The following is a 26,670-nucleotide window of genomic DNA, read 5'->3' as shown; positions in this document are numbered from 1 at the left end:
GCGAAAAGGCGATGTCTGATGGCTGCTGAAAACGAAGTCCTGCTCGATGTAACTCCTGGCGGCGCCGCCATCGTCACGCTCAACCGGCCTGACAAGCACAACGCCTTCAACGCCGACATCATTGCGCGCCTGTCCGACATCTTCGAGACGCTGCGCGCGAATGCCGACGAGGCGCGGGTGGTATTCCTGCGCGGCGCGGGCCGCAGCTTTTCCGCCGGCGCGGATCTGGAATGGATGAAGGCGGCAGCCGACTGGACCCATGACGACAACCAGGTCGATGCGCTCAATCTCGCGCGCATGCTCAAGCGTCTGCACGATCTGCCCCAGACCACCATCGCCCTGGTGCAGGGCGCGGCCATGGGCGGCGGCGCCGGCCTGATGGCGGCGTGTGATGTGGCGGTTGCGGTCAAGGACGCGAAGATCCGCTTTTCCGAAGTGCGCCTGGGCCTGACCCCGGCCACTATCTCGCCCTTTGTGGTGCGCGCCATCGGCCCGCGCTATGCCCGCGCCCTGTTCGCCACGGGCGAGGGCTTTGACGGCGAGTTCGCCCACAAGATCGGCCTGGCGCAATATGTGGTCGAGAGCGCGGATGAGCTTGATGACATGATGGAATATCTGGGCAAGCTCGCCTTCCAGACCGCGCCGGGCGCGGTGCGCGACGCCAAGGCGCTGGTGGATATGGTCGCCGGTCGTGAGATCAATGACGACCTCTTGCGCAAGACCGCTCACCAGATCGCCGATCGCCGGGTCAGCGATGAGGGCCGCGAAGGCCTCGCCGCCTTCCTGGAAAAACGCAAACCCTATTGGGCGGACTAGACCGTTTGGGCCTGCGCGATCTTGAAGCCTGGTTCCATCGCGAGCGGGAGGCCCTGCGCGCCCGCTGGGTGAGGGGGCCGGTTTCGCTCGCCGCCTTCGAGTTTCTCGCTTTCGGGATCAAGCAGGGCTGGGCCTGCCTGTTCGGCGGGCTGATGCTGGCGCTCATTCTGGGCGTGTATCTGGTCTATCCCGTTGATGCGCCGCTTCACCGGTTTGATGTCATCACTCTGGGCGCGATTGCGATCCAGCTGGGCATGATCGCCTTCCGGCTGGAAAGCTGGGCCGAAGTGCGGGTGATCGCCGTCTTCCACGTGGTCGGCACGGCCATGGAGATATTCAAGGTCCAGGCGGGCTCCTGGGTCTATCCCGACGCGGACGCAGCGCTGTTCGCGATCTGGGGCGTACCTTTGTTTTCGGGGTTCATGTACGCCAGCGTCGGCAGCTATATGGCGCGGGTCTGGCGCATCTTCGATTTCCGCTTTGACCGCTTTCCGCCCATCTGGGCGCAAGCGCTTCTGGCGGTCGCCGTCTATATCAACTTTTTCAGCCATCATTATGTGACCGATATCCGCTGGGCGCTGTTCGCCGCCAGCGCCCTGATCTACGGCCCTTGCGTGATCTGGTTCAGGCCCGACCGCGCCCATCGCTTCATGCCCTTGCTTCTGGGGCTCGTTCTGGTCGCGCTGTTTATCTGGTTCGCCGAGAATATCGGCACGTTCGCCCGCGCCTGGAGCTATCCCGGCCAGGAGCATCAATGGCGCATGGTGTCACTCGCTAAGCTGGGCAGCTGGTTTCTCCTGATGCAGATCAGTTTCGTGCTCGTGGTGCTGACCCGAGGCGCCGAACGTCCTGATAAACAGAGCTAAGCTTGCACACGGGCCCGGCTTGGCCCAAAACCGGCGCCATCAGCTTTCAACGCAATGGATGCCAGCCCATGATGAAAAAGCTTCTGATCGCCAACCGGGGTGAAATCGCCTGCCGCGTCATGCGCTCGGCTCACCGTCTGGGCATTGCGACCGTTGCGGTCTATTCCGAAGCGGATGCGAACGCGCCCCATGTGCGCATGGCCGATGAAGCTGTGCTGCTGGGCCCGCCGCCGGCGCGTGAAAGCTATCTCAAAGCGGACCTCATCCTGAAGGCGGCGAAGGAGACGGGCGCGGATGCGATCCATCCCGGCTATGGCTTCCTGTCCGAGAATGCGGACTTCGCCCGCGCCTGCGCCAAGGCGGGGGTGACCTTTGTGGGGCCGTCAGCCGAAGCGATCGAGGCGATGGGCCTGAAGGACCGCGCCAAGAAGCTGATGGAAGAGGCGGGCGTGCCCGTCACGCCGGGCTATCACGGCGAGAATCAGGAGCCGGACTATCTCAAGGCCCGGGCCGACGAGATCGGATATCCGGTGCTGATCAAAGCGGTCGCTGGCGGCGGCGGCAAAGGCATGCGCAAGGTCGAGGCGTCCGACGCCTTCCTGGAAGCGCTGGAAAGCTGCAAGCGCGAAGCCGCGTCGAGCTTTGGCGATGAGCGTGTGCTGATCGAGAAATTCATCGCCAGCCCACGCCATATCGAGGTCCAGGTCTTTGGCGACAGCCGGGGCCGGGTGGTGCATTTCTTCGAGCGCGACTGTTCGCTTCAGCGCCGCCACCAGAAGGTCATCGAGGAAGCGCCCGCGCCGGGCATGACGCCGAATGTGCGCGCCGCCATGTGCTCGGCCGCCGTTCGCGCCGCTCAGGCCGTGGATTATGTGGGTGCAGGCACCATTGAGTTCATCGTGGACGGTTCCGGCCCGCTGCGCGAGGACGGCTTCTACTTTATGGAGATGAATACCCGCCTGCAGGTGGAGCACCCGGTCACCGAACAGGTCACCGGCATGGACCTTGTCGAGCTTCAGCTGCGTGTGGCGTCTGGCGGTTCGGTGCCCGAGCAGGACCATATCCATCTCAAGGGCTGGGCCATGGAAGCCCGGCTCTACGCCGAAGATCCGGCCACCGGCTTCCTGCCCTCCATCGGCCAGCTCGATTTCCTGGACCTGCCGGAAACGGATCTGGCGCAGGGCGTGCGTACGGATTCCGGCGTGCGCCAGGGCGGCGAGGTGTCGCTGCACTATGACCCGATGATCGCCAAGCTGATCACCTTTGGCGATACGCGTGAAGACGCCATTGACCGCCTCGTGGCGGTGCTGGACCATGATGTGCGGGTGTTCCCCGTCAAGACCAATGCCGGCTTCCTGCGCCGGGCGCTGACCCATGCCGATTTCCGTGCCGGCAATGTGGATACGCGTTTCATTGACGCCCGGCTTGAAGACCTGGCGCCGAAATCTCCGCCGGCTTTCAGTTATGTGGCTGCGGCACTGGGCCTGACCGAAGGCGCAGGTCTGTTTGCCGGTGACGCAGACCCCTGGTCGGTCGCCGACGGCTTCCGCGCCAATGCAGAGGCCGTGATCGAAATGGGCTTCCAGGCTGATGAGGCCCGGCTGTCGGTGTCGCTGGAGCGCCAGGGCGAGGCCATCGAGGCCCGGATTGGCGAAGCCTCATACACATTGAGCGAGGTCGCACTCGGCCCTGCATCGGTCAAAGCGCGGCTTGAAGGGCGGGAAGTCTCGGCCCGGCTTGAAGCGCGCAAGCGCGGCATGCTGGTAGCCTGTCAGGGCGAGACCCATCTGATCGGGCTTTATAACCCGGCGGCGATGGCGGACGCGCTGGAAGCGGGCGGCGCGGTGAAGGCGCCCATGCCGGGCAAGGTCCTCTCGGTGCCGGTGAAGGCGGGCGACAGCGTCAAGAAAGGCCAGACCCTGGCGGTGCTGGAAGCCATGAAAATGGAGCATGCCCTGTCCGCGCCGCGCGATGGTGTGGTGGACAGCGTGTCGGCTGCAGAGGGCGACCAGGTGGGCGACGGCGCCGTTCTGGTGACGCTGGCGGACGAGTAGTCCGCCCCCGATCAAAGGCTTGGCCCGTCTGATGCACCGTCGGCGATCGGGGATGCGAGAGCGTCCCAGTTTGCGACGGAGCGCCTGTGATGACCGACCCTGTGCTGATCGACTGGAATGATGACAAGCGGAAGGATTTCCGTGAGGGCGTCGTAACCGCCCGGCACCGTTTGCACATGGATCCGGCGTTCAGCGAACTGGCGTTGGCCGCCTTGCTGAACCGTCACCCCAAGGGGCTGACGGATATCTGCACCATGGGCGATGATCCCACCGATCGCGAAAGCTGGCGCGCGGGCGAGGGCGAGGACCTGAAAGGGCGCCAGCTGATCAATGCCGTCCGTGACGGCAAGCTGTGGATCAATCTACGCCAGGCGATGGATACCGATCCGGTCTACAAGCCGATCTTTGAATCACTCATCGCCCAGCTCAAGCGTCTCAATCCGGGATTCAGCCCGTTGCGCGCCTATGGCGGCATCCTGATTTCCAGCCCGCGGGCGCAGGTCTTTTTCCATTCGGATGTCTCGGAAACACTGTTGCTGCACGTCAAGGGCAAGAAGCGCTTCCGTATCTATCCGCCGCGCGCGCCTTTCGTGGATGAACAGTCCATGGAAGCGATTCTTCACAAGACCCAGACCGAGGATGTGCCCTTTGATCCGGCCTGGGATGAACACGCCGCCCAGATTGACCTCGATCCGGGGTCTTTCGTGTCCTGGCCCCTGCATGCGCCGCACCGGGTGGAAAACCTGGAAGGGCTGAACGTGTCGATCACGGTCGAGATAGTCACGCCCCAATCCACGCTCCAGAACGGCGTCTATCACGCTAATGGCGTCATACGTCAGGCCGGATGGACCCCGCGCACCACATCGAGCCGCGGCGTTCAGGCCTATGCCAAGCTGGGCCTGTCCAAGGCCTTCAAGGCTTATCAGAGCGCCTTTGGCGGCCAGGTTGCGCCCGCGCCGAAAAGCGAAACCACGTTTGACGTGGATCTCACCGACAAGGACGGTCTGACAGATCGCGCTACGGCCTGAGCTGAGGCCTTTTGTCTGCTGTCGGCCCTAGTCTCGCCGCATTAGGAAGGTGACACTGACGCTTCCTGATGACGAAGAGGCTTGTCTCATGTTTCGCACCCTGATGCTGGGCGCTTGCGCCACGCTGTGCTCCTCCGCCGCCTTTGCGCAATTGCCCGATCCGCTGGAGCGGGCGCTGTCGGTCACCCTGAACGATCCTGTCGCTCAGCGCGTGGATGTGATGGTGGGCGATGCCGAGAGCCAGATCACGGTGCGCATTCTTGAAACCGCGGACGGGGAGAGCGAGTACATGCTGCTCTCGCCCTCTGAAGCAGGGCTGACAGAGGCTGAGCGCGAACTCTGGGAAGACATGTTCTCCGATGACGACGAGTCCGGGGACGATGAGGATGACGGGTTCGGCGGTGAGGATTTCAACCCCGAGGATCTGCGCCGCATCATCGGTCCGGAGGCTGCCTTGCTGCGTGAGCAGGACGGTCGCCTGATCTACGGCTTCTCACCCCAGGCCTTTCCCGATGAAGAGGGCGAACCCGATGGCGCGGAGCGACGCATGCTTGAGGCCATGCTGGGCGAAGTGAGCGTGAATGCGCAGACCGGTCATGTGGAGCGTTTCCAGCTTCAGCTGCAAGAAAGCGTGAAGCCCAATTTCGCCGCCCGCATCGAGGATTTCAGCTTTGTTCAGAATTACGTCTTCGATGAGGTGGTGAATGGCCCGCGTCTCGAAAGCCTGCGCTTCAGCATCGCCGGTTCGGCCGCTTTCCAGTCCTTCAATGAGAGCATGGTGATCGACATCCTCGACGTGGAGTGGATGACGCCGAGTGCAGGCGGCGCGGTTGTTGACGCGGCGGAGTCGCACTAATTCGGCGCCATGGCGCTAAATCTGGTCAAATTGTGCGTGGGTGTGGATTCGATCGAGCAGCTGCAAGGCTGGCTGGATCGGCATGACGGTCAGCCGACCCGTCACACCACACGCATGACGCCCAAACGCAAGGACGAGATCCTGGCCGGCGGATCCCTGTACTGGGTGATCAAGCGCGTGATTCAGGTGCGTCAGCCGGTTCTCGACCTTGAGGAGTTCAACGATTCCGAAGGGATCAAGCGCTGCAATATCTGGCTTGAGAACAAACTGGTGCGCACCGCGCCGTCGCCGCGACGCCCGTTTCAGGGCTGGCGTTATCTGAAGGCAGAGGATGCGCCGGCGGATCTGACCGAGCATTCGGGCGGCGAGGATCTGCCCGATGAATTGCGACGCAAGCTGATCGAGCTGGGCGCCTGGTGACCTAGGTCTTGGGCGCAGCGCGATTGTCGATCAGACGCGTCTTGCCGACCCGCACCGCCGCCAGAACCCGCGCATCACGCTCGATGGGGCCGGCGGGCAGGGCTTCCAGGTTTTCGGCATCGCGCGCCACCACGTAGTCGACGCCATCAAAGGCGGTCTGGGCCTTCAGCTGGGCCTGGTGCTGGGCGTCGGCGACATTGTCGCCGCGGGACAAGGCCTCGGCGAAGTCATGCAGGATGACATTCAGGCGCGCCGCGCGCTCGCGCTCATTGGCATTGAGATAGACATTGCGCGAGGAGAGGGCGAGGCCATCCGGTTCGCGCACCGTTTCGCCGCCCGCAATTTCGACCGGCAGGTTCAGATCGCGCACCATGCGCCGGATCACCATGAGCTGCTGGTAGTCCTTCTCGCCGAAGACCGCGAGATCGGGCTGGACCTGGTTGAGCAGCTTGCAGACCACGGTCGCGACGCCATTGAAGAAATGTGGCCGCGAAATGCTCTCAAGGCCGTGCGTGGGACCGGTCAGCGTGACGGTGGTGACATACCCCTCAGGGTACATTTCCCCAGCATCGGGAGAATAGACGAGATGCGCGCCGATCTCGGCGAGCTTTTGGGCGTCGCTCTCCAGCGTGCGCGGATAGGACTCAAAATCCTCGCCCGGCGCAAACTGGGTCGGGTTCACGAAAATGCTGACAATGACCCGGTCTGCGGTGTCCAGCGCTTGTTTGACCAGGGCCAGATGACCGTCATGGAGCGCGCCCATGGTCGGCACAAAGCCAATGCGCAATCCGTCCGCACGCCATTGCCGGACCTGCGCGCGCAGATCAGCCAGATTGTACACGGCGGGCAGGGCAAGTTCGGGACCGTTGGACACGGCGGCCTCCTGGGCGAAAATACAGGCTGCACGCTAGCCTTAGCCGTGGCAGACTCGCAAGCACGCGACTCGGTTTAGGGGATAGGCATGCGATTGGTCTTCGTCATGATGGCGACACTCGGGCTGACGGCCTGCGTCAGTACGGGAGCGCCTTCCATCGAGGGGCGCGCGCAGCCCGCATTGGAACTGGCGCGTTTGCTTGAAGAGACCGCCCAGCATCATCCGGACCGGATCGAAGCCTCCAGCGCCGAGATGGGCGCATTGCGCGCCGCCTTGCTGGAGCGGCCTCAGGCCCCGATGGAGGCCGCACCCGCCGGTGAGACGCAGATGAGCGCCCTGGCGCCGGCGCCGGATCTGGAGAACGCGCAAAGCCTGTTATACGCCGCGCATCTGGCGTCCTATCGTCAGATGAACAATGTCGTGATCGGTTGGCGACAGTTGGGCGTGCAATTGCCGGCCTTGAGCACGACCGAGCCGCGGACCGAACGCGTGCAGCTGGATCAGGGCGTGTTCCTGCGGCTCAAGGCGGGGCCGTTCGACACCCGCAGCGAGGCGCAAGCGCTGTGCGCGCAGGCCCAGGCGGCCAGGCTGTGGTGCCAGCCGACGCATTTTACCGGTGAAGCGCTGCCCGGTTAGGTCCATAACAGCACTTTGCCATTGAGTGCGGAGCATGCTAGCGCCGCAGCGTCAGGGTATTGGGGAGTCGTCAACGTGTCTGCTGACGCTGTTGGGTCATCGGAGCGCGCCGCAGAGGGCGCGCACGTCATCGTGGTCGGAAATGAGAAAGGCGGGGCGGGCAAGTCCACCGTCGCCATCCATCTGGCGGTGGCGCTGATGCGGATGGGCAAGACTGTGGGCGTGGTCGATCTGGATTTGCGCCAGGCGAGTCTGAGTCGCTATCTCGACAATCGCCGCCGCTGGGCGGATGCCCGGGGCGTCTCCCTGCCCATGCCGGTGCAGGGGCGCTTGCCCGTTTCCCAGTCGCGTTCGCTCGACGATGTTGAAGCGGAAGAGAAGGCGGCCTGGGAAGAGACGCTGGGCCAATTGAGCCGCGGTTGCGACTTCATCATCGTGGATTCTCCGGGCGGCGACACCCATTACGCCCGAATGGCCCATGCCAGCGCCGATACGCTGATCACGCCCATCAATGACAGCTTTATCGATTTTGCGCTGCTGGCGGAGATCGATGGCGATACGTTCGAAGTGGGCCGGCCCAGCGTGTATTCCGAAATGGTCTGGGAATGCCGCAAGCGCAAGGCCATGCGCGACCGCAAATCCATTGACTGGCTGGTCATGCGCAACCGGATCTCCAATCTGGATTCTCGCAACAAGCGCCGCGTCGGTCGTGGCCTGAAGGCGCTGTCCGAGCGCGTCGGGTTTCGTCTGGCGCCCGGCTTTTCAGAACGCGTCATCTACCGCGAGCTGTTCCCGGCGGGGCTGACGCTGCTGGACCTGACCGAGGCGGGCTCGTCGATGACCTTCACGATGAGCCATGTGGCCGCACGACAGGAATTGCGCGAATTGATGATCGTGCTCAAACTACCCGGGCTGAGCGGACAACCTTTCCCGTTCTGAAGCGAGTTCCGGGCCGGCCATGATCTTATACATTCTCGTCACTCTGATCCTGGCGGCTGTCGTGGTCACCATTCTCATGGCGCGCCTGCCGTCGAAACAGGCGGCGAACCTGTTGCGCTGGGTGCTGGGCCTGGGCGGCTTGCTGGTGGGCGGCTTGTTGACGATCCGCGGCCTTGCCGTGGCCGGCATTCCCCTGATTGGCGCGGCGCTGGGGTTTCTGGGCGTCGCCATGGGGCGCAAACCCGCACGCGGCCGGAGCGAGCAATCGGCTTCGAGCCCATCCTCTCGATCCGGCATGAGCAAGGAGGAGGCGCGCGCCATTCTCGGCGTGGGGCCGGATGCGGATGAAGCGACCATCCGTCAGGCGCATCGCACCATGATGAAGCGGGTTCATCCCGATCAGGGCGGATCGGATGCGCTGGCCGCCAAAGTGCAGGAAGCGCGCGACGTTCTGTTGAAGGATTAGGCCGCGGGCGGCACGGCGAAGCAGGATTCCCCGCTCGCCTCGAGACGCTGGCAGATCGACCGGGCATTGTCGCCATTGAGCCCCGCATAGCGGGCGCGCCAGAGCTGGCGGCCATTGCGTTCGAGCGGTTCAACGCGCGCCTGGGCCTCACCTAGCAGTGAGCGCAATCCCATCATGGCCACGCTCTCAAGGCGCGCCGAAGCGGCGGCCTGGGAGGTGAAGGCGCCGACCTGAACCGACCAGCCTTCCGGTGTTGCAGCCGGCGTGAAAGGGCGTGGACGCGGCGCAGCATCCAGATCAGTCAGCTCGACCTGGGCCGCCGGTGCGCCGGGGGCGGAGCCCTGGGCGGTCTGGGCGGGCAGGGTGGTGAGCTCGGCGGTGAGGATTTCCTGTTCACGCACCGGATTGAGGCGCGGCATGTTCATGGCCGCCAGCATCCGGCCTTCGGACCGGGCGTTGAGCGCGGAGAACGCCGCTTCAATGAGTTCGCGGGCATGAGCGTCACGCACGGAAGCGGAGACCCCGCCCATCACCACGGCGACAATGCGATGCCCGTCCCGCTCGGCGCTGGCGGCGAGATTGAACCCCGACGCGCGGATATAGCCGGTTTTCAGCCCGTCCACGCCTTGCTGACGGCCGACCAGGGAGTTGTGATTGCGGTGCGTCACGCCGTTCCAGCGGAACCGGGTTTCGCTGAAATAGCCATAATACTGGGGAAAGTCCTGGTGCAGGGCGTAGGCGAGGCGGGCGACATCCCGCGCCGTGGTGTGCTGGGCCGCGTCGGGCAGGCCGGACGCATTGCGGAACACCGTATTGGTCATGCCCAGCTCGCGGGCGCGCAGGGTCATGACGGCGGCGAACCGCGCTTCGTCTTCATGCAGGTGCTCGGCCACGGCCACAGCGACGTCATTGGCGCTCTGGATGATGAGCGCGCGGATGGCGTCTTCGACCCGCAAGGTCTGCCCGGCGCGCAGGCCGAGTTTGGAGGCGGGGCGGCTAGCCGCTTCGGCCGAGGCCGTGATGGTGTCATCCAGCGCGACCTGGCCGGATTCCAGCGCCTCGAACAGCATGTAGAGGGTCATCATCTTGGTCAGCGAGGCGGGATAGCGCTCGGCGTCCGCCCGGCGCGCGTGCAGGACTTCGCCGGTTTCCATATCCGCGACGAAAGCGGCGTAGCGCTCTCTCGCCTCGGCGCGGGCGGTGAGGGCGAAGACGCTCAGAACGCTAAGCAGGACAAGAATGAAACGAGACATGCGGGCAAGATGGGCTACAAGCTCTTGCCTGAGCGTTAACCGTGCCGAAATTTTCTGCCCAGACAGGGCGCGACAAATTGTGCAGCGCACAAAAATGGCTTGACGGGGCGGGGATTCGGGCGCATATATGCTGCACCTGCGAACGACACAGGTAGCGCATGGAGCCCAACATGGCGAACGCGACTCCGAAGGAAACTGCGTCTGAGACGCCCGAAACGGCTGCCGCTGAAACGGCGAAGCCGGAGCAGGCGGATCAATCGGAAGCGAACACCAGGGCTGCTGTGGAGCCGGCGAAGCAACCGGCTCAAGTCGCCAAAACCAGCGCGAAAGCGCCGGCCAAGCGACCCGCCAAAAAGACGCCGGGCCAAAGCAAAACCCGAAAACCCTCGCCCCCTCGCAAATATTCTGGAGACACGTCGATGACCGCCGCCAAAAGCACCGCCAAGGACACCATTGAAACCATGACCACCGCGTCCAACGACGCGCTGAAAGACGGTTTCGAAAAGTCCATGAAGGCCGTGAATGACTTCAGCGCCTTTCACAAGGACACTGTGGACGCCGTGATCGCTTCGAGCACCACGGCCGCCAAATCCTTGGAAGACTTCAGCGCCGCCAACCTGGCCTTCGCCAAGAAGTCCATGGAAGACAGCGTGGCCGCCGCCAAATCCATGGCTGGCGCCAAGTCGGTCCAGGAAGTTCTCGAAATTCAGTCTGACTACGCCAAATCCTCAATGGATGCGCTGATGTCCGAGATGAACAAGAATTCCGACCTGATGTCCAATCTGGTCAAGGACACCTTCAAGCCGATCAATGATCGCTTTTCCGCCGCTCTGGAACTGATGCAGTCCCAGCGCTAGGCGCACCGGATCGCTGGGCGGCGCCTCGACGCGCCGTCTGGCCCGCTTTCCTCCCTGACTGGTCCGGCGCTCGGCGTCGGACCATTTTTTTGTTCGGATGGGACGGCTTTCCACGAGAAAGCTGCGTTGTGATCAGCTGAGGGGGTTCTCAGTAACCTTGTCGCGCTTATTTAATTCTATGATCGATTGCCGCAGCTGAAAAACATGATCAAGCTGGGGCAAGGTTATATGGAACGCCTGACTGCCCATGAGTGAGCCGAAAAAGCCAGACCTGCCCGATCAGGAGACCGGCGTTACAGTGAAACCGCGTGCGCGGACCAAGCGTCCGTCCATGTACAAGGTTTTACTGCTCAATGACGACTACACGCCGATGGAGTTCGTCATCGAGGTTCTGGTGCGTATATTTCACAAGGGGCAGGAAGACGCGACTCGCATCATGCTTCATGTGCACCAGCATGGAGTCGGGGTGTGTGGCGTGTTCACCTACGAGGTCGCGGAGACCAAGGTGGCCCAGGTCATGGACGCTGCGCGTCGCGCCCAGCACCCGTTACAGTGCACGATGGAAAAGGATTAGGCCTTGCCCTCTTTCTCACCCACTCTCGAACGCTCTCTGCATCGCGCCCTGACGGCCGCGACTGAACGCAAGCATGAGTACGCCACGCTCGAGCACCTTCTGCTCTCGCTGTGCGAAGACATCGATGCGTCCGCCGTCATGCGCGCCTGCGATGTGGATGTGGACGAGCTTCGCGACACGCTCAACGAGTATGTCGACGAAGAGCTGGCGAGCCTGATGGTCGACGATGGCGAGGACGCCAAGCCCACCGCCGGCTTCCAGCGCGTCATCCAGCGCGCCGTGATCCATGTGCAGAATTCCGGCCGCGATGAAGTGACCGGCGCCAATGTGCTCGTCGCGCTCTTTGCCGAGCGTGAAAGCCATGCCGCCTATTTTCTCGCCGAGCGGGACATGACCCGCTATGACGCGGTCAATTACATCTCCCACGGCATTTCCAAGAAGCCGGGCGAATCCGATTCCCGTCCGCCGCGCGGCGCCGAAGAGGAAGCGATCGAGCCGGGCGAGGGTGCCGAGGACAAGGACGACGCACTGTCGGCCTATTGCGTCGATCTCAACGAGAAGGCGCGTGAAGGTGGCGTAGATCCCCTGATCGGGCGCGAGCACGAAGTGGAGCGCTGCATCCAAGTGCTGTGCCGCCGCCGCAAGAACAACCCGCTTCTGGTGGGTGATCCGGGCGTGGGCAAAACCGCCATCGCTGAAGGTCTGGCGCGCAAGATCGTGGAAAACGAAGTGCCGGAAGTTCTGGCGGAAGCCACGATCTATTCGCTCGATATGGGCGCGCTGCTGGCGGGCACCCGCTATCGCGGCGACTTTGAAGAGCGCGTCAAACAGGTCGTCAAAGCGCTTGAAGCGCGTCCGAATGCGGTCCTGTTCATTGACGAGATCCACACCGTGATCGGCGCCGGCGCCACGTCCGGCGGCGCCATGGATGCGTCGAACCTGCTCAAGCCGGCCCTGCAACAGGGCGGTCTGCGCTGCATGGGCTCGACCACCTACAAGGAATACCGTCAGCATTTCGAGAAGGATCGTGCGCTCGCGCGGCGCTTCCAGAAGATCGATGTGCGCGAGCCCTCCGTGCCCGACGCCATCAAGATCCTCAATGGCCTGAAGCCGTATTTCGAGGACTTCCACGACATTCGCTTCACGGCGGACGCGCTGAAATCGGCGGTGGAGCTGTCCGATCGCTATATCGGCGACCGCAAACTGCCGGACAAGGCCATCGACGTGATCGATGAGGCCGGCGCCTCCATGCGTCTGGTGCCTCAATCCAAGCGCAAGAAGACTATCGGCGTGAAGGAGATCGAGGCGGTGGTCGCCAAGATCGCCCGCATTCCTCCGAAATCGGTCTCGAAATCCGACGAATCCGTGCTGCGCGATCTCGAAACCTCGCTCAAGCGCGTGGTGTTCGGCCAGGACGACGCCATCGAGAAGCTCGCGAGCGCCATCAAGCTGGCGCGGGCAGGGCTGCGCGAACCCAACAAGCCCATCGGCTCCTACCTGTTCTCCGGTCCGACCGGGGTGGGCAAGACCGAGGTGGCGCGCCAGCTGGCTGATACGCTGGGTGTCGAGCTGTTGCGCTTTGACATGTCCGAATACATGGAACGCCATACGGTGAGCCGCCTTCTGGGCGCGCCTCCGGGCTATGTGGGCTATGACCAGGGCGGCCAGCTGACCGATGCGGTTGATCAGCATCCGCACTCGGTCCTGCTGCTCGACGAGATCGAGAAGGCGCACCCGGACATCTTCAACATTCTGCTCCAGGTGATGGACAATGGTCAGCTGACCGACGCCAACGGCAAGTCCGTGGACTGCCGCAATGTCATCCTGATCATGACCTCCAATGCGGGTGCGGCGGACGCCGCCAAGGAAGCCATTGGCTTTGGCCGCGGCAAGCGCGACGGCGAGGACCAGGCGGCGATCGAGCGTCTGTTCACGCCGGAATTCCGCAACCGTCTGGATGCGATCATCCCGTTCTCGGGCCTGAAGATCGAAGTCATCGGCCGGGTGGTCGAGAAATTCGTTCTGCAGCTTGAGGCTCAACTGGCCGATCGCGGCGTGACCTTCGAGCTGACCGAGGCGGCGACACGCTGGCTGGGTGAGCGCGGCTATGACGAGAAGTTCGGCGCCCGTCCGCTGGGCCGGGTCATCCAGGACCATATCAAGAAGCCCCTGGCCGAAGAGATTCTGTTCGGTCAGCTCAAGAAGGGCGGCGTGGTCAAGGTGGATGTGGATGCCGCCGATCCCGAACGCCTCGACTTCGAGATCATTCCGGGCGACCGCCTGAACGATACGAAGCCCAAGCGGAAGTCGAAAAAGACCAAGGAAGCCGTCAAATAAGCCGGTTACCCGCGACAATGAAAAAGCCCGGAGCTTGCTCCGGGCTTTTTTGCGTCTATTCGGCGGGCAGGGCGTCCGGCCCTTTTCTCTGCTCCCGGCGATAATCACGCGGGGTCTGCTCTGTTGCGGACTTGAAGGCCCGGTTGAACGGGCCGATGGAGTTGAAGCCGCTCTCCAGCGCCACCTGCAGAATGCTGAGCGTGTCATGATCGGGGTTCGACAGCATGGCCCGCGCATGGGCAATGCGGCGCGCATTGATCAGCTGGTTCACATTGGGCGCCTTGAGCCCGGCCGTAATGGCGCGACTGACCCGGTTGGGCGGTTCACCCAGCGAGCGGGCGAGGGCATTCAGATTGAGCTCGGGATCGAGATACAGCTGCTCGCGCTCCATCAAGCGCAGCAGGCGCTGGCCAAGCTCGACGTCGGTATCGGTCGCCTCGGGCGCGGCGCGATGGTTCGGAACCGGATGCCGCATGCGATAGAGCAGCCCAATAGAGCACACGCCGAGTATGGCGGCGGCGCACACTGCCTCGATCGCTGTGGCGGGGGCGGGCGGAATGCTGACGCCTGAACCGATCAGGATCGAGCACAGGAAGACGCCCGTGACGAAGACGCCGAGATAGGCGGTGCGCAGCGCGACTTCACCCCTGTGTTCGGATGACGGCCAGCATCGCGCCGCCTCCCAGACCGACAGGATCAGCGCGGTCGAGCTGAGCAGGGATTGCGCGCGGACCAGGGAATCAATGGGCGCGACAAACCCGACTGACAGCAGCATGGGCTTGATCAGGGACGGCGTAATGATGCCCAGCACCAGCGCCAGCTCGAACGGGCCTATTTCGGCGTTCTTGCGAAACAGGGCGCGGGTGAACAGCCACAGCACCGAACAGGTGCCGCCGCTGAGCATCAGGATCCAGGGCCGCACATCCCCCAGAGCGTCGCCCAGCCCTTCGGCCAGCAAGAGCGCGCTCAGGCTCAGTGTGAATACGCCCCAGCTGAGATAGAGCGCGGTGCGGGGCGCCTTCACAAGGACCCAAACGGCCCAGGCCAGCGCCGCCAGGGCGCACAGAAGTTTCAGGCTCAGGCCAAAAGCAAGCATGGCTGCGGTCCATCAGGCTGATCAGGTGTCGTCATGTGCGTCAGATTAGCCGTTTTTTCTGGCCGAAATGCAAATCGGCCAGACGATGGGGCGCTGAACATCTGAACTGACGGGGTTCGGCTCGGCGACAAGACCGGGCGTCCTTTCTGGAGTTGGTTCGATGACGCAAACCCTCATACACACGCCGTCCAGCCCGTCCTGGTTGAAGCACGCGGCCCGTGCGCAAAGCCTGTCCGGCAAGATCTGGTTCCTGTGCGCCGCCGCCGGGCAGCTGATGTTCGTCTATTACATTCTGGCCGCCTACATACCGCGCAGCTGGGGCGGGCAGTTCGAGCGCTGGAACGAAACCGGTCTCATCACGGGGCATGTGCCCGGCGACGGGATCGGCAATCTGATGTTTATCACCCATGTTCTTCTGGCGGCGGTGATGACGCTGGCCGGGCTGATGCAATTGACGCCGATGATCCGCAATCGGGCGCGCGGACTGCACCGGCTGTCCGGGCGCGTGTTTCTGGTTCTGGCGGTCTATCTGGCCGTGGGCGGCGCGATCATGATCTGGACCCGGGACGCCCGGCTCAATGACATCACCGGTCTGGCGACTACGCTGGATGCGGTGCTGATCGTCTTCTTCGCGGGCATGGCGCTGCATTACGCCCGCAAACGCCAGATCAACCGTCACCGCCCCTGGGCCATGCGCCTGTTCATCGCCGCGAGCGCGGTCTGGTTCATCCGCATCTTCTATAGCGCCTGGTTTCTGAGCACGGGCGGGGCCGGCGTGACGGCCAGCATGGATGGCTGGTTTGATTATGCGGTCAGCTATGGCGCCTATCTGCTGCCGCTGGCGGTGCTGGAGCTGTATCTGATCGCTCAGGCGAGCCGGTCAGTCAGGCTGAAACTGACAAGCGCGCTGGTCACGCTGGCGGGCGCCGGGGTCATCGCGCTGGGCGGGGTGGGCGCTACCTTGATCATGTGGGGGCCGCACCTCTAGCTCAGAAACGCCAGCACCCGCTCCACCACGCGGGGGTCGCGCAGGATGCCGCGATGGCCAACGCCCTCGAAGATTTCCGAACGGGCGTCCGGCCAGGCGCTGGCGATCCGCTCCGCGCACACAGGCGGCGCAATCTGGTCATTCTCGCCATGCAGAATGAGCGCCGGGACGGTGAAGTTCGGAGCGTCCAGGGTGATGTCGAGATTGGCGGCGGGCTCGCCGAAGCTTTCGCTGACCGCTTCGAGCATCAGGGCGATGGCGCGCTTTGACAAACCCATGGCCTCGCCCTGGAAGGCCACATTGCGGGGCAGGGCGTCCGGCGCGCCCAGCCCGATCACCCGGCCTGGCGTCAGACCATGCCGCGCCATGGCGAGGACGCTGGCCGGCAGTCCCATGGAATGGGCGATGATGGCGTCAGGCTGGCCCAGCTGCGCGGCCGCAGCGCCCAAACCTTCGGCGAACAAGAGGATATAGGCCTTGTATCCCTCGCTCTGGCCATGGGCGGGACCGTCGATCAGGGCGACGGAATAGCCCGCCTCCATCACCGCTTGACCCAGCGTGGACAAATCCGCGCTGTCCGCCTCCCAGCCATGCTGGAAAAACACCAGCGGGCCATCGCCGCCCCGATAGACGCGCTGTTGCCCCTGGGGGCCGTCGAAAGTCGCCTTTTCAAGGCTTTCCAGCCAGTCGCGGCCCTTGTCTGTCTGCTGTTTCACGCGCGGGCGGGTGAACTGACGCTGGACCGACGCCTTGTAGGTGCGCGGAAACAGGGCGGCGGTGGTGTTGGCGGCGAGCGATAAGGCGGAGACGGGCATGAGGAGACTCAAGGGCTGGTGATTGTGGCCACGCTAGGTCGATTGGACTTGAGACAAAAGCGTCCGCCGTGCATGGCTGTCATAAAAGGATGACTAGCCCGGCGCACAGGAGACTTTCGTGACCCTTTCCATACTGGCCTTGACGATTGCAGCCTCATTGACGCCCACGCCCGACACGCCCGTGACCGGCCGTGTCGTGGCCGTGGATTTCACCCAAACGCCGGCTCTGGTCGAAACCTTCGGCGGGCGGCGTTTTTATGTCGAGGAGGATCGAGGCGATCCGCGTGCGCGGCTGGTCTGGATCGCCTATGACTGCCAGGGCGATGAGATGGCCCGCACCCACCCGTTTGATCCGCGCTGGAGCAGCGGTCACGCTGAGGCGGATCCGTCCGGCGAGCTGGGGCCGCGCACTCATGGCGCCCTGGAGGGCCCGCTCGAGGATGCGGACGCCATCCTGCCGGTGGATGCGGCGCAGTTCGAGATCATCGAGCGCGATGCCGATGGCGAAGCGCACACCACACATGGCCCGTACGAGATGCCGGGCATGTGGTGTGGATAGCGAATCTTAAAGCGCCGCCTTGATCGTCTCGCTGAGGGCATTGAGCTCATCCATGTCCGCCCGTCCCGCGCTGCCATGGCCGGCAATGTCCTGGCCGTCCCAGCGGGGGATGATGTGGAAATGGATGTGATAGACGGTCTGGCCGGCCGGAGCGCCGTTGAACTGGGCAATGGTCACGCCATCGGGTTTGAGCGCGCTCTCGACCGCTTGGGCGACCTTCTTGACGCGCTTGATCGCTTCCGCGGCGCCATCTTCGGAAATTTCCAGAAGGTTGCGCGCCGGTTCCTTGGGGATGACCAGCGTGTGCCCCTTGCTTTGCGGGAAGATGTCCAGGAAGGACAGGACGTGGTCGTCCTCATACACCTTCACGCAGGGCGCTTCCCCGCGCAGGATCTTGGCGAAGATATTCTGGTCGTCATAGGTCCCGTGAAGGCTCATGGCGGGTCTCCTGCTTGGAAAGGCTTTGACTTCGATAACGGCTATGGGCTGTGAGTCCAAGCTGTTCCGCGACAATCTGGCGGTCAGAGCTGTGCTGTTTCTGCAGCTGTGAAGCGTTCAGGCCGTTCTGGCATGTGGCGTGTCTTGCAGGTCAGGCAGATACGTTTGCGACGATAAAACGGAAACGGTGCGAACGTGTTTCGCAGAATGCAAAGCGCTATGATTGCGAGGACGCGACGCAACCGGCGTGTTGCTCCGCCGCAAGCCGGACAGGGGTAGATCGGAGCGATTTCGAGTTGTCTCTCGTCCAGTATTTGACGGGCGTCCTGCCAATCGTTCTCCCTGACATAGAGGCGGTAGCCATGATCGCTGCCGAACTCCAGACTGGCGTAGAAACCGAACCACTGACGATCAGGCGCAAATGTGGGAATGCCAGCGCTCTCCAGGAGCGAGGCTTCAATGTCCATTTCTGACCGGGTCAGCAATCGCCTGAGAGGACGCCAAGAGCTCATGAAGGCGTCTTGTAAGGAGACTCCCGCAAGAGGGAAAGACGTTCCGTTTCCACCGCATGGCGCTCGGAGCGCAAAAACCGCTCCACCGCGCCGCTCAGGCCTTCATGCACGACGTCATGGGCGGAATAGACCAGCTGCGGGCGATAGCCGCGCGCCAGCTTGTGCGCGCCCTGTGCGCCCGCTTCGACCCGTTTGAGGCCGTGGGCGAGGGCGTAGTCGATGGCCTGGTGGTAGCAAAGCTCGAAATGGAGCTGGTCGGCGAAGCGGAGCGCGCCCCAGTACCGACCATAGAGCGTGTCCGATCCGATGAAGTTCAGGGCGCTGGCGATATAGTCCTCGCCATCCTTGGCCATGACCAGAAGGACTTTATCGGCCATGCGCTCATGGATGAGGGTGAAGAATTCGCGATTGAGATAGGGCGTGCCCCATTTGCGTTCGCCCGTATCCTGGTAACAGGCGAAGAACACATCCCAATGGTGTTCGGTCAGCGCGTCGCCCGTGAGCTGTTCGATCGTGACGTCTTGCTGGGCGATCTTGCGTTCCTTGCGCAGCGCCTTGCGCTTGCGAGAGGAGAGGGCGGCGAGAAAGCCCTCATAATCGCCATAGCCTGCATCGTCCCAGATGAACTGGATGTCCTGGCGCGCCAGCAGGCCCGCCTCGACCAGGTCTGTCTGCGTCGCAGGATCTGGGAAAAGGATGTGCCAGCTTGACAGATCCAGCTCGCGCGCCGCGTACCGGCCGGCCTGGATCAAGGCTTGGCGAATATCCGGATCCGGGCTGAGCACCCGCCGACCGGTGGCGGGCGTGAAGGGAATGGCGGTCAGAAGCTTGGGATAATAGGCGACGCCGGCGCGCTCCAGCGCATCCGCCCAGGCATGGTCAAACACGTATTCGCCATACGAATGCCCTTTCACATAGAGCGGCATGACGCCCAGGATCTGACCGGCTTCATTTTCGGCGATCAGATGGCGCGGGCCCCAGCCTGTCTCATCCACGGCGCTGCCGGAGGTTTCCAGCGCATCGAGGAAATCCCAGCTGACGAACGGGTCATAGGGCTGATCTTCCGGATTGGCGCACCGATCCCAGTCTGCGGGATCGATTTGCGCCATCGCGGTGATCATGCGCACGGAAATATCGGTCATGAACCGTCCAGAAGCTTGCTCAGCGCCACGATATAGGCGCGCCGGGCCTTCACTTCGAGCGCGCTCACGCGATCTCGATCACCGCGTCCACTTCCACAGCCGCGTTGAGCGGCAGGACCGCAACGCCAACAGCGGACCGGGCATGGCGTCCTGCATCACCAAACACGTCAACCATCAGGTCCGAAGCGCCATTGATGACTTTCGGGACATCGTGAAAGTCGGGATGGGCATTGACGAACCCGCCCAGCTTCACCACGCGCAGCACGCGGTTGAGATTGCCGTCGCAGGCGGATTTGAACTGGGCGATCAGGTTCAGGGCGCACAGGCGCGCCGCCGCCTGACCGTCTTCGAGCGACAGGCCATCGCCGAGCCGGCCGGTCATCAGCCCGTTCGCGCCCATCGAGATCTGACCGGAAATGTGGACGGTCTGGCCGCTCTGCGCGTGAGGCACGTAATTGGCCACGGGCGCAGCGGCTTCGGGCAGGGTCAGACCCAGCTCTTTCAGACGGGATTCGATGTCGGCCATGAGGCAAGCTCCGATTGGATGATGTCCTCTCCAAATAGGCGCCTGAGAGACGTTATGGCAATGAGGGGGCCGGGTTGAATTCAGCGGGCGCGCCCTGCATGCTGCACTGTAACAACAAGGTGAAAGAATGGCGCGCGATGCGGCGAGCATGACAACGCTGAGACCAGTCCGCTTGCGGACGGCCGACGGCAAATTGCTGTCGGGCGAGTTTCGCGTGCCCAACGCCCCCACCGCCGTCATGGTGATCAATCCCGCCACCGGCTATCGCAAGGACTTCTACGCCGCCTTTGCCGAAGCGGCGGCGGAAAATGGTTGGGCCGTTCTGACCTATGACTATCGCGGTCAGGGCGAATCCGCACGTTGCCATCCGCGCCGGGAAACCGCGCGCATGCTCGATTGGGCGCGCTATGACATTCCCGCCGCCGCCGAAGCGGCCTGCCAGGCGTTTCCGGGCTTGCCGCTCGATATTGTGGGACACTCCATTGGCGGACAGTTTGCTGCGCTCGTGGATCCGGCTCTGCCAGTGCGCCGTCTCGCCCTGCTTTCGGCGTCTTCGGGCTATTGGGGCGATCAGTCCGCGCCGCTGAAATACTTCGCCTGGGCGTTCTGGCGGATTGTCGGACCGGCCTATCTGCTGCTGCGCGGACATATTCCCAAGGGGGTGTTCTGGCGCGGCGAGCCCTTGCCGCCGCGCGTCTGGGCGGACTGGCGGGATTTCGGGATCAATCCCGAATGCTTTCGCGACGTCATCGCCGAGCTGGGCCTGACATCGCGATACGAAGACTTTCGCGCCCCGGTCCGGGCCTGGACGCCTGATGACGACCCGATCGCCAATCCCCAGACCGTGCGCTGGCTTCTGGAGCGCTATGAAAACGCGCAAACCGAGATGAAGCTTGTCAGCCATGTTGATGCCGGCCGCGGCGCGCTCGGTCATGATGGCCTGTTCCGCTCCAAGATGGCGGATGTCTTCTGGCCGCAGGTGTTTCGCTGGCTGTCCCAGGACGCCTACAGGCTGTCGCGCAGCAGCTAGTCGCGATCCTTGTTGAGCATACGGCCCTTGATGATGGCCGCAGCTCCGAATTTCGCCCGGGCCGCGTCCATGGCGCGCTCGGCGGCGGCGCGCTTGAGCGCGTTGGGGTCCAGCAGATCACCCGCATCGGCAATGGCGGGCTCCAGAACGGAATAGCCCGCGCCGATCAGTCTGTAGCGCACGCCTTCGGGCTCCTTGTCGAGCATGTCGGTGCTGGTGCGGTACAGCGTATCGGCCAGCTGGGCGGGATCGGTCAGGGTGCGCCGCCGCGTGATGGTGCGAAACTTGTCGGTCTTGATCTTCAACGTCACGACCCGGCCCGCCACGCCCTGGGCCTTCATGCGGTCGGCGACCTTCACGCAAAGCGGCCACAGCCGATCTTTCAGCACCGACTTGTCCGAGACGTCGTCATTGAAGGTGGTTTCGGCTGAGACGGATTTGCGCTCGCGCTCGGGGCTGACCTTGCGATCATCCTGGCCCCGGGCCAGGCGGGCGAGCCGCAGACCGGACTCGCCGTATTTGCGTGCGAGATCGCCTTCAGAGCGCTTGAGCACGTCAGACAATGTGTACAGACCGTCCGCGTTCAGCTTCTTGCCCAGCACGGGGCCCACGCCATAGACATCGCCCACCTTCATCTGCGCCAGAAAACCTGTGGCATCCGCGCGGCCCAGCACCGAAAAGCCGTTGGGCTTATCAAGATCAGACGCGGTCTTGGCGAGAAACTTGTTAAAGCTCAGCCCCACGGACACGGTCACGCCGACCTCGTTCAGGATGCGGCGCTGCAGGCGCAAAAGCGTCAATGCGGGCGGCGCGCCATGCAGCTTCTCCGTGCCGGACAGATCCAGAAACGCTTCATCGATGGAGAGCGGCTCCACCAAAGGGGTCACATCCTCCATCATGGCGCGGATGCGCTTGCCTTCTGCGGAATAGACCTCCATGCGCGGCCGGACCACCACCGCGTCCGGGCACGCCTTGAGCGCCTTGAACATGGGCATGGCCGAGCGCACGCCGTAAAGCCGCGCCACATAGCAGGCCGTGGAGACCACGCCGCGCTTGCCGCCGCCAATGATCACCGGCTGGTCCTCAAGCGCGGGATTGTCGCGCTTTTCCACCGAGGCGAAAAAGGCGTCGCAGTCGATATGGGCAATGGCGAGCGCGTTGAGCTCGGGATGAGCCAGGACCGGGCCCCGGCCGCAATGAGGGCATTTCGCCCCTGGCGGCGCCGGGGCGAGGCAGCTTCGGCAATAGCTTTGAGAGCGAGGCGAAGCGGTCAATTCGCGCCGTCCCACAACCAGGCGGCGCCGCGCACGCCCGAGCTGTCGCCATGGACCGGTGTGCGGATCTGAGTGATCGGATCATCAGTGAACGCCCAGTCCGCCACGCGTTTGGCCAGACGATCGGCAAAGCCGTCCAGATTGGACAGCCCTCCGCCCAGAACGATCACGTCCGGGTCGAGAATGTTGATGACATTGGACAGGGCGCGCGCGAACCGGTCCTCATGCTGGTCTAGGCTGAGTTGAGCGGCCTCATCCCCGGTCTTGGCGGCCAGGGCGATTTGCTGGACCGAGCAGGTTTCGCCCGTGCGGCGCTCATGATCGCGCGATAGCGCAGGGCCTGAACACCAGGCCTCCACGCAATTGGTCTTGCCACAGTAACAGGGCGGGCTGATCGCCAGCTCCTGGGGTGTCATGTAGGGCAGGGCGGTATGTCCCCATTCGCCTGCATTGCCGTCGGCTCCCGGCACAAGCGCGCCATCCAGCACGATCCCGCCTCCCACGCCGGTGCCGGCAATCACGCCAAACACGCTTCGAGCGCCGGCGCCTGCGCCATCGCGCGCTTCGGACAAGGCGAAACAATTGGCGTCATTGGCGCAGCGGACAGGGCGGTTCAGGCGACGGGCGAGGTCCTGGTCCAGCGGATGACCGTTGAGCGCTGTTGAGTTGGCGTTGCGCATCAGACCGGTTCTGGGGTTGATCGAACCGGGATGTCCGATGCCCGCCGGCAAGGGCGCTGTCAGTCCGGCTTCGGCTTCCACAGCGGCGACGAGGTCGGCAATGGCGTCCAGTTTCTCCTCATACCCCGCCGGGGTCGCGGTGCGGCGGCGCACGGAACAGGCGCCGTATTCATCCAGCAATGCCGCCTCGATCTTCGTGCCGCCGAGATCCACGCCTAACCGTAACACGGGTCGCCTCTTTTTCCTCGCTTCACACGTTCATATCTTGTTCTAATCGTCCTGCGAAGTCGGGGACTCATTCTTGATTAAGGAAAGTGGGGTTTAATGCACTCTGGATGGTCAAAACGCTCACGCTGCACAGACGGCGGGGCGAATTGGGGAAAGCGCGGTTATAATGCTGCAGGTCATGTCCAAAAAAGTTCTGATCGTTGAAGACAACGAGCTGAACATGAAATTATTTCGTGATCTGCTCGAAGCGCACGGCTACGAGACCGTGCAGACCAGCGAAGGCCTCAAGGCGCTCGATATGGCGCGTGAGCACAGGCCCGACCTGATCCTTATGGATATTCAGTTGCCTGAAGTGTCAGGTCTGGATGTCACCAAATGGATCAAGAATGATGATGAGTTATCGGCCATTCCCGTGGTGGCCGTCACCGCATTCGCCATGAAGGGCGATGAGGAACGCATCCGTGAAGGCGGGTGCGAAGGATACCTGTCCAAACCGATTACGGTCGCATCCTTCATCAAGACGGTTCGGGACTTCCTCGACTAGAAGGAGACACGGGTGAGCGCGCGCATATTGGTCGTCGATGACATCGAAACGAACCGTCGTCTGCTCGAGGCGAGACTGACGGCCGAATATTTCGACGTCCTGATGGCCCCCGACGGGCCGACCTGTCTGGACCTTGCCCGAAGCGAAAAGCCGGATGTGATCCTGCTCGACATCATGATGCCGGGCATGGACGGGTTCGAGACCTGCCGTCGGCTGAAATCCGACCCTGAATCCCGTCACATCCCCGTGGTCATGGTGACTGCGCTTGATGAACGCACGGACCGTATTCGCGGGCTTGAGGCGGGCGCGGACGAGTTTCTCACCAAGCCGGTGGATGATGTCGCGCTGTTCGCCCGCGTACGCTCCTTGCTGCGCCTGACGAGCGTGATGGATGAATTGCGCCAGCGCGAAAGCAATGGCGTCGAAATGTTGCCCTATGAGCCTGCGAACGGGGATGGGCGCGTGGTTGTCGCCGCGGCCGATCAGGCGGCGGCTCACCGGATCGCCCGAGCCTTGCCGGCGTCCTTGGATGCGCATGGTTATGGCGATCCGCGGATTGCGATTTCCCAGGCGCGTCACGCCGATCTTGTGATCGTGGATCTCAGCTCGCCGCGATTTGACGGTCTGCGCCTGTGTGCGCGTATCCGCTCGGATGTGGAAACGCGGCAGGTGCCGCTGCTGGGCGTTGTGGATGAAATGGACAAGCGCACCATGGTGCGCGCGCTCGATCTGGGCGTGAATGACGTGATTTCACGTCCGCTCGACCCGGGCGAACTATCGGCGCGCAGCGCCACACAGCTCAAGCGCAAGCGCTATGCGGACGCCCTGCGCGATCGGCTGGATGAAAGTCTCGAGATGTCGGTGCGCGATGCACTGACGGGCTTGTTCAACCGCCGCTACACCGTTTCACGCCTGCGACAGGCGCTGGATGGTCTTCGGACCAATCATGAGCCGGTGACGACTGCGCTGATCGATATCGATCACTTCAAGCGGATCAACGACACCTGGGGGCATAATGCCGGTGACCAGGTGCTCAAGGAGATCTGTGCGCGTCTGAGCGAGCAATTGCGCGCCATCGACATCGCAGGTCGCTATGGCGGCGAGGAATTCCTGGTGGTGTTTTCCAATACCACCGCACGGGATGCGTGCGACGCCATGGAGCGGGCCCGTCTGGCGGTGTGCGCCACGCCGGTCACCCTCAGAGAGACCGGTGACATCATCAACGTCACCATGAGCGTGGGCGTCGCCGAGGCCTTCCTGGAGGATTCGGTCGAGGCGTTGATCGAGCGTGCGGATACGGCCCTTTATGAGGCTAAGCGGTCCGGGCGCAATCGCGTGATCGAGGCAAAACGAAAAGCCGCCTGAACAAACAGGCGGCTTTCGTAAGTCCGGTCAGACCGAAATAAATCGCGCTTGAGCGCAGATTTACTTGATCTTGCCTTCTTTAAACTCGACGTGCTTGCGCGCGACCGGGTCGTACTTTTTCAGAACGAGTTTCTCGGTCATCGTGCGGGCGTTTTTCTTGGTCACGTAGAAATAGCCCGTGCCCGCCGTCGAGTTCAGGCGGATTTTGATGGTAGTCGGCTTGGCCATAGTCGCGCACCCGTACACAAAAACTTGGCGCGCCAGACACAGGTCCGGCGCAACGAGCCGCGGAACATACTCGCGCCTGCGCTGCTGTCAATGCCGAGAACGCGGTTTGCTCAGTATGGACAGGACGAAGTACAGCCCGGCCATGGCGGCGAAAGCAGCCATCAAGCCCCACGGATCGGCCAGGTCCATCGACACGCCGCCCAGAGCCGGGCCCAGAAGCGATCCCAGGCCATAGGCGAAGATGAAGGCGGCGTTGGCCGAAGCCAGCGCGCCGGGCCTGACGCGTTCGCCGATCATGGCTAGTCCGATCGTGTAAAACGCGCTGCTGGCGCCCACGAAGAAGAACACCATCGGTATCAGCAACCACAGATTCGCGCCCGCCAACCCCATGGCGATCGACAGAATCACTGCGCTGAGCGCCACGCCGGACAAGGTGCGATCCCGTCCCGTCCGGTCGGCGAGCTTGCCCAGAGGGATCTGGAGCATGATCGCGCCCAGGGCGCCAATCGCGACAAGGAGGCCGACGCCCTGTTCAGCGATGCCGATTCGTTCGGCGTAAACCGGCATCAGGGAGAAGACATTGGTTTCCAGCCCGCCAAAGACCAGCCCGGCCAGAATCGCCATGGGCGCCAGCTGGGCTGCCCCCAGAAGGCTTTTCAGACCGGAATCCTCCACGCTCGGCGGTTCGATCTGCGGGCCTTTGAGAATGAGGATGGGGAGGGCGCCGAGCGCGTAGATCGCCCCGCCCGCCAGCCAGGGCGTCCAGCCTTCCGACCCCAGTAGCGCCAGCAGCAAACCGCCGGACCCGAAGCCGCCGGACAGAACGGTGGCGTATACTGCCAACAGGCTGGCGCGGCTTTCGGGCTTGGCGAGCTGATTGATCCAGGTTTCGCTGGCCACGAAGATCACCGTGACGGACAGGCCCATCGCAAACCGTAGAATGAACCAGACCACGGGGTCGGGCATGGCGGGAAAAAGCACAAAGCCCAAAGCGGTGACCAGGGCGCTGATGACAACGGTCTGACGCGGCGGCATGCGCGCCATCAATGCGGGAATGAGCGGGGTCGCCAGCAGCGTGGACAGCGCGGCGGCGGCGGCGTTCGTGCCCACAATGGCGGCGGAGCCCGTCATCGCTTCAAGATTGAGCGCGACGAGCGGCATCAGTAACCCGAAGCCGCAACCGGCAAGGGCGGCGCAGACTATGGCGGCGATCAGCGAGCGCGTCCGCGCCAGATCCGGTGATGTGAGAAAGCTTGTGACCATTGCCGG

Annotated in this window: 29 protein-coding genes; 17 read left to right on the top strand and 12 right to left on the bottom strand. The window is 63.3% G+C overall.

All coding sequences use genetic code 11. The features are described 5' to 3' along the window. The first annotated feature begins 18 nt into the window (after positions 1-18). The 6 genes from RBA95_RS05335 (at position 19) to RBA95_RS05310 (ending at position 6,040) form a co-directional block, all read left to right on the top strand. Positions 19-816: an enoyl-CoA hydratase-related protein gene (locus RBA95_RS05335; RefSeq protein WP_306015785.1), complete on the top strand. Its 798-nt coding sequence runs from the start codon at positions 19-21 to the stop codon at positions 814-816. 5 nt (positions 817-821) lie between these two features. Next, positions 822-1,682, top strand: a complete 861-nt coding sequence (locus RBA95_RS05330; protein ID WP_306015784.1) for a DUF817 domain-containing protein — start codon at positions 822-824, stop codon at positions 1,680-1,682. A 68-nt stretch (positions 1,683-1,750) separates the two neighbouring features. After that, positions 1,751-3,736: an acetyl/propionyl/methylcrotonyl-CoA carboxylase subunit alpha gene (locus tag RBA95_RS05325; protein ID WP_306015783.1), complete on the top strand. Its 1,986-nt coding sequence runs from the start codon at positions 1,751-1,753 to the stop codon at positions 3,734-3,736. Positions 3,737-3,825: 89 nt separating this feature from the next. Continuing rightward, a complete protein-coding gene (locus RBA95_RS05320; RefSeq protein ID WP_306015782.1) occupies positions 3,826-4,764 on the top strand; it encodes a cupin-like domain-containing protein in 939 nt (312 codons plus the stop codon). 88 nt (positions 4,765-4,852) lie between these two features. Continuing rightward, the gene (locus RBA95_RS05315; protein ID WP_306015781.1) at positions 4,853-5,620 is read left to right on the top strand and encodes a hypothetical protein; all 768 of its coding nucleotides are present in this window, start codon (positions 4,853-4,855) and stop codon (positions 5,618-5,620) included. A gap of 9 nt (positions 5,621-5,629) precedes the next feature. Continuing rightward, positions 5,630-6,040, top strand: coding sequence for a DUF1489 family protein (locus RBA95_RS05310; protein ID WP_306015779.1), 411 nt, complete (start codon positions 5,630-5,632; stop codon positions 6,038-6,040). 1 nt (position 6,041) lies between these two features. Here the strand turns inward: RBA95_RS05310 and panC are convergent, their stop codons facing one another. Further along, a complete protein-coding gene (panC, locus tag RBA95_RS05305) occupies positions 6,042-6,914 on the bottom strand; it encodes a pantoate--beta-alanine ligase (RefSeq protein WP_306015778.1) in 873 nt (290 codons plus the stop codon). Between the two features lie 87 nt (positions 6,915-7,001). On the opposite strand from panC, the gene RBA95_RS05300 reads away from it, so the two are divergent. The 3 genes from RBA95_RS05300 (at position 7,002) to RBA95_RS05290 (ending at position 8,955) form a co-directional block, all read left to right on the top strand. After that, entirely contained in the window at positions 7,002-7,550 is a 549-nt protein-coding gene (locus RBA95_RS05300) for a hypothetical protein (protein WP_306015777.1), read from the top strand. A 75-nt stretch (positions 7,551-7,625) separates the two neighbouring features. Then, a complete protein-coding gene (locus RBA95_RS05295) occupies positions 7,626-8,489 on the top strand; it encodes a division plane positioning ATPase MipZ (RefSeq protein WP_306015776.1) in 864 nt (287 codons plus the stop codon). 19 nt (positions 8,490-8,508) lie between these two features. Further along, complete coding sequence (locus tag RBA95_RS05290) at positions 8,509-8,955, top strand: DnaJ domain-containing protein (protein ID WP_306015774.1); 447 nt, start codon at positions 8,509-8,511, stop codon at positions 8,953-8,955. On the opposite strand, the gene RBA95_RS05285 is transcribed toward RBA95_RS05290, so the two are convergent. Next, positions 8,952-10,208 (bottom strand): D-alanyl-D-alanine carboxypeptidase, encoded by a 1,257-nt coding sequence (locus RBA95_RS05285; protein ID WP_306015772.1) that lies wholly within the window; start codon positions 10,206-10,208, stop codon positions 8,952-8,954. The two genes, RBA95_RS05290 and RBA95_RS05285, sit on opposite strands and share 4 nt — an antisense overlap. A 419-nt stretch (positions 10,209-10,627) precedes the next feature. On the opposite strand from RBA95_RS05285, the gene RBA95_RS05280 reads away from it, so the two are divergent. The 3 genes from RBA95_RS05280 (at position 10,628) to clpA (ending at position 13,976) form a co-directional block, all read left to right on the top strand. After that, on the top strand, positions 10,628-11,065 hold the full coding sequence (locus RBA95_RS05280; protein ID WP_306015771.1) for a phasin family protein: 438 nt from the start codon (positions 10,628-10,630) through the stop codon (positions 11,063-11,065). 247 nt (positions 11,066-11,312) lie between these two features. Further along, positions 11,313-11,639 (top strand): ATP-dependent Clp protease adapter ClpS, encoded by a 327-nt coding sequence (gene clpS / locus RBA95_RS05275; protein WP_009800658.1) that lies wholly within the window; start codon positions 11,313-11,315, stop codon positions 11,637-11,639. A 3-nt stretch (positions 11,640-11,642) separates the two neighbouring features. Next, positions 11,643-13,976, top strand: a complete 2,334-nt coding sequence (gene clpA / locus RBA95_RS05270; protein ID WP_306015770.1) for an ATP-dependent Clp protease ATP-binding subunit ClpA — start codon at positions 11,643-11,645, stop codon at positions 13,974-13,976. A 55-nt stretch (positions 13,977-14,031) separates the two neighbouring features. Here the strand turns inward: clpA and RBA95_RS05265 are convergent, their stop codons facing one another. Continuing rightward, complete coding sequence (locus RBA95_RS05265) at positions 14,032-15,072, bottom strand: AraC family transcriptional regulator (protein ID WP_306015769.1); 1,041 nt, start codon at positions 15,070-15,072, stop codon at positions 14,032-14,034. A 160-nt stretch (positions 15,073-15,232) separates the two neighbouring features. On the opposite strand from RBA95_RS05265, the gene RBA95_RS05260 reads away from it, so the two are divergent. Continuing rightward, on the top strand, positions 15,233-16,060 hold the full coding sequence (locus RBA95_RS05260) for a DUF2306 domain-containing protein (RefSeq protein WP_306015768.1): 828 nt from the start codon (positions 15,233-15,235) through the stop codon (positions 16,058-16,060). On the opposite strand, the gene RBA95_RS05255 is transcribed toward RBA95_RS05260, so the two are convergent. Then, a complete protein-coding gene (locus tag RBA95_RS05255; RefSeq protein WP_306015767.1) occupies positions 16,057-16,875 on the bottom strand; it encodes an alpha/beta fold hydrolase in 819 nt (272 codons plus the stop codon). The genes RBA95_RS05260 and RBA95_RS05255 overlap by 4 nt on opposite strands. Before the next feature lie 118 nt (positions 16,876-16,993). Between RBA95_RS05255 and RBA95_RS05250 the strand changes: the two genes are divergently transcribed. Then, positions 16,994-17,434 (top strand): hypothetical protein, encoded by a 441-nt coding sequence (locus RBA95_RS05250; protein ID WP_306015766.1) that lies wholly within the window; start codon positions 16,994-16,996, stop codon positions 17,432-17,434. Between the two features lie 6 nt (positions 17,435-17,440). On the opposite strand, the gene RBA95_RS05245 is transcribed toward RBA95_RS05250, so the two are convergent. From RBA95_RS05245 to RBA95_RS05230, 4 genes are all read right to left on the bottom strand, one after another. Beyond that, positions 17,441-17,872, bottom strand: a complete 432-nt coding sequence (locus RBA95_RS05245) for an HIT family protein (protein ID WP_306015765.1) — start codon at positions 17,870-17,872, stop codon at positions 17,441-17,443. 83 nt (positions 17,873-17,955) lie between these two features. Continuing rightward, a complete protein-coding gene (locus tag RBA95_RS05240; RefSeq protein WP_306015764.1) occupies positions 17,956-18,384 on the bottom strand; it encodes a putative signal transducing protein in 429 nt (142 codons plus the stop codon). Continuing rightward, on the bottom strand, positions 18,381-19,526 hold the full coding sequence (locus RBA95_RS05235; protein WP_306015763.1) for a GNAT family N-acetyltransferase: 1,146 nt from the start codon (positions 19,524-19,526) through the stop codon (positions 18,381-18,383). The genes RBA95_RS05240 and RBA95_RS05235 overlap by 4 nt, the downstream gene beginning before the upstream one ends. A 64-nt stretch (positions 19,527-19,590) precedes the next feature. After that, complete coding sequence (locus RBA95_RS05230) at positions 19,591-20,052, bottom strand: RidA family protein (protein ID WP_306015762.1); 462 nt, start codon at positions 20,050-20,052, stop codon at positions 19,591-19,593. A gap of 148 nt (positions 20,053-20,200) precedes the next feature. Here RBA95_RS05230 and RBA95_RS05225 point away from each other — a divergent pair, with 148 nt between their 5' ends. Next, on the top strand, positions 20,201-21,082 hold the full coding sequence (locus RBA95_RS05225) for an alpha/beta fold hydrolase (RefSeq protein ID WP_306015761.1): 882 nt from the start codon (positions 20,201-20,203) through the stop codon (positions 21,080-21,082). On the opposite strand, the gene RBA95_RS05220 is transcribed toward RBA95_RS05225, so the two are convergent. Then, a complete protein-coding gene (locus RBA95_RS05220; protein WP_306015760.1) occupies positions 21,079-22,356 on the bottom strand; it encodes a DNA polymerase IV in 1,278 nt (425 codons plus the stop codon). The genes RBA95_RS05225 and RBA95_RS05220 overlap by 4 nt on opposite strands. After that, a complete protein-coding gene (locus RBA95_RS05215) occupies positions 22,353-23,264 on the bottom strand; it encodes an ROK family protein (RefSeq protein WP_306015759.1) in 912 nt (303 codons plus the stop codon). The genes RBA95_RS05220 and RBA95_RS05215 overlap by 4 nt, the downstream gene beginning before the upstream one ends. 178 nt (positions 23,265-23,442) lie before the next feature. On the opposite strand from RBA95_RS05215, the gene RBA95_RS05210 reads away from it, so the two are divergent. Both RBA95_RS05210 and RBA95_RS05205 read left to right on the top strand, forming a co-directional pair. Next, entirely contained in the window at positions 23,443-23,808 is a 366-nt protein-coding gene (locus RBA95_RS05210; RefSeq protein ID WP_306015758.1) for a response regulator, read from the top strand. A gap of 12 nt (positions 23,809-23,820) precedes the next feature. Next, complete coding sequence (locus RBA95_RS05205; protein ID WP_306015757.1) at positions 23,821-25,173, top strand: PleD family two-component system response regulator; 1,353 nt, start codon at positions 23,821-23,823, stop codon at positions 25,171-25,173. Between the two features lie 60 nt (positions 25,174-25,233). On the opposite strand, the gene rpmG is transcribed toward RBA95_RS05205, so the two are convergent. Together rpmG and RBA95_RS05195 are read right to left on the bottom strand one after the other, a co-directional pair. Then, positions 25,234-25,401, bottom strand: coding sequence for a 50S ribosomal protein L33 (rpmG, locus tag RBA95_RS05200; protein ID WP_009800672.1), 168 nt, complete (start codon positions 25,399-25,401; stop codon positions 25,234-25,236). A gap of 87 nt (positions 25,402-25,488) precedes the next feature. Further along, complete coding sequence (locus RBA95_RS05195) at positions 25,489-26,664, bottom strand: MFS transporter (RefSeq protein WP_306015755.1); 1,176 nt, start codon at positions 26,662-26,664, stop codon at positions 25,489-25,491. Positions 26,665-26,670: the final 6 nt, after the last annotated feature.

The sequence above is a fragment of the Oceanicaulis sp. MMSF_3324 genome, from assembly GCF_030733545.1.
In the GTDB taxonomy this organism is placed as follows: Bacteria; Pseudomonadota; Alphaproteobacteria; order Caulobacterales; family Maricaulaceae; genus Oceanicaulis.
The sequence above is the reverse complement of the archived record's forward strand: the minus strand, read 5'-3'. Positions and strand labels throughout refer to the sequence as shown.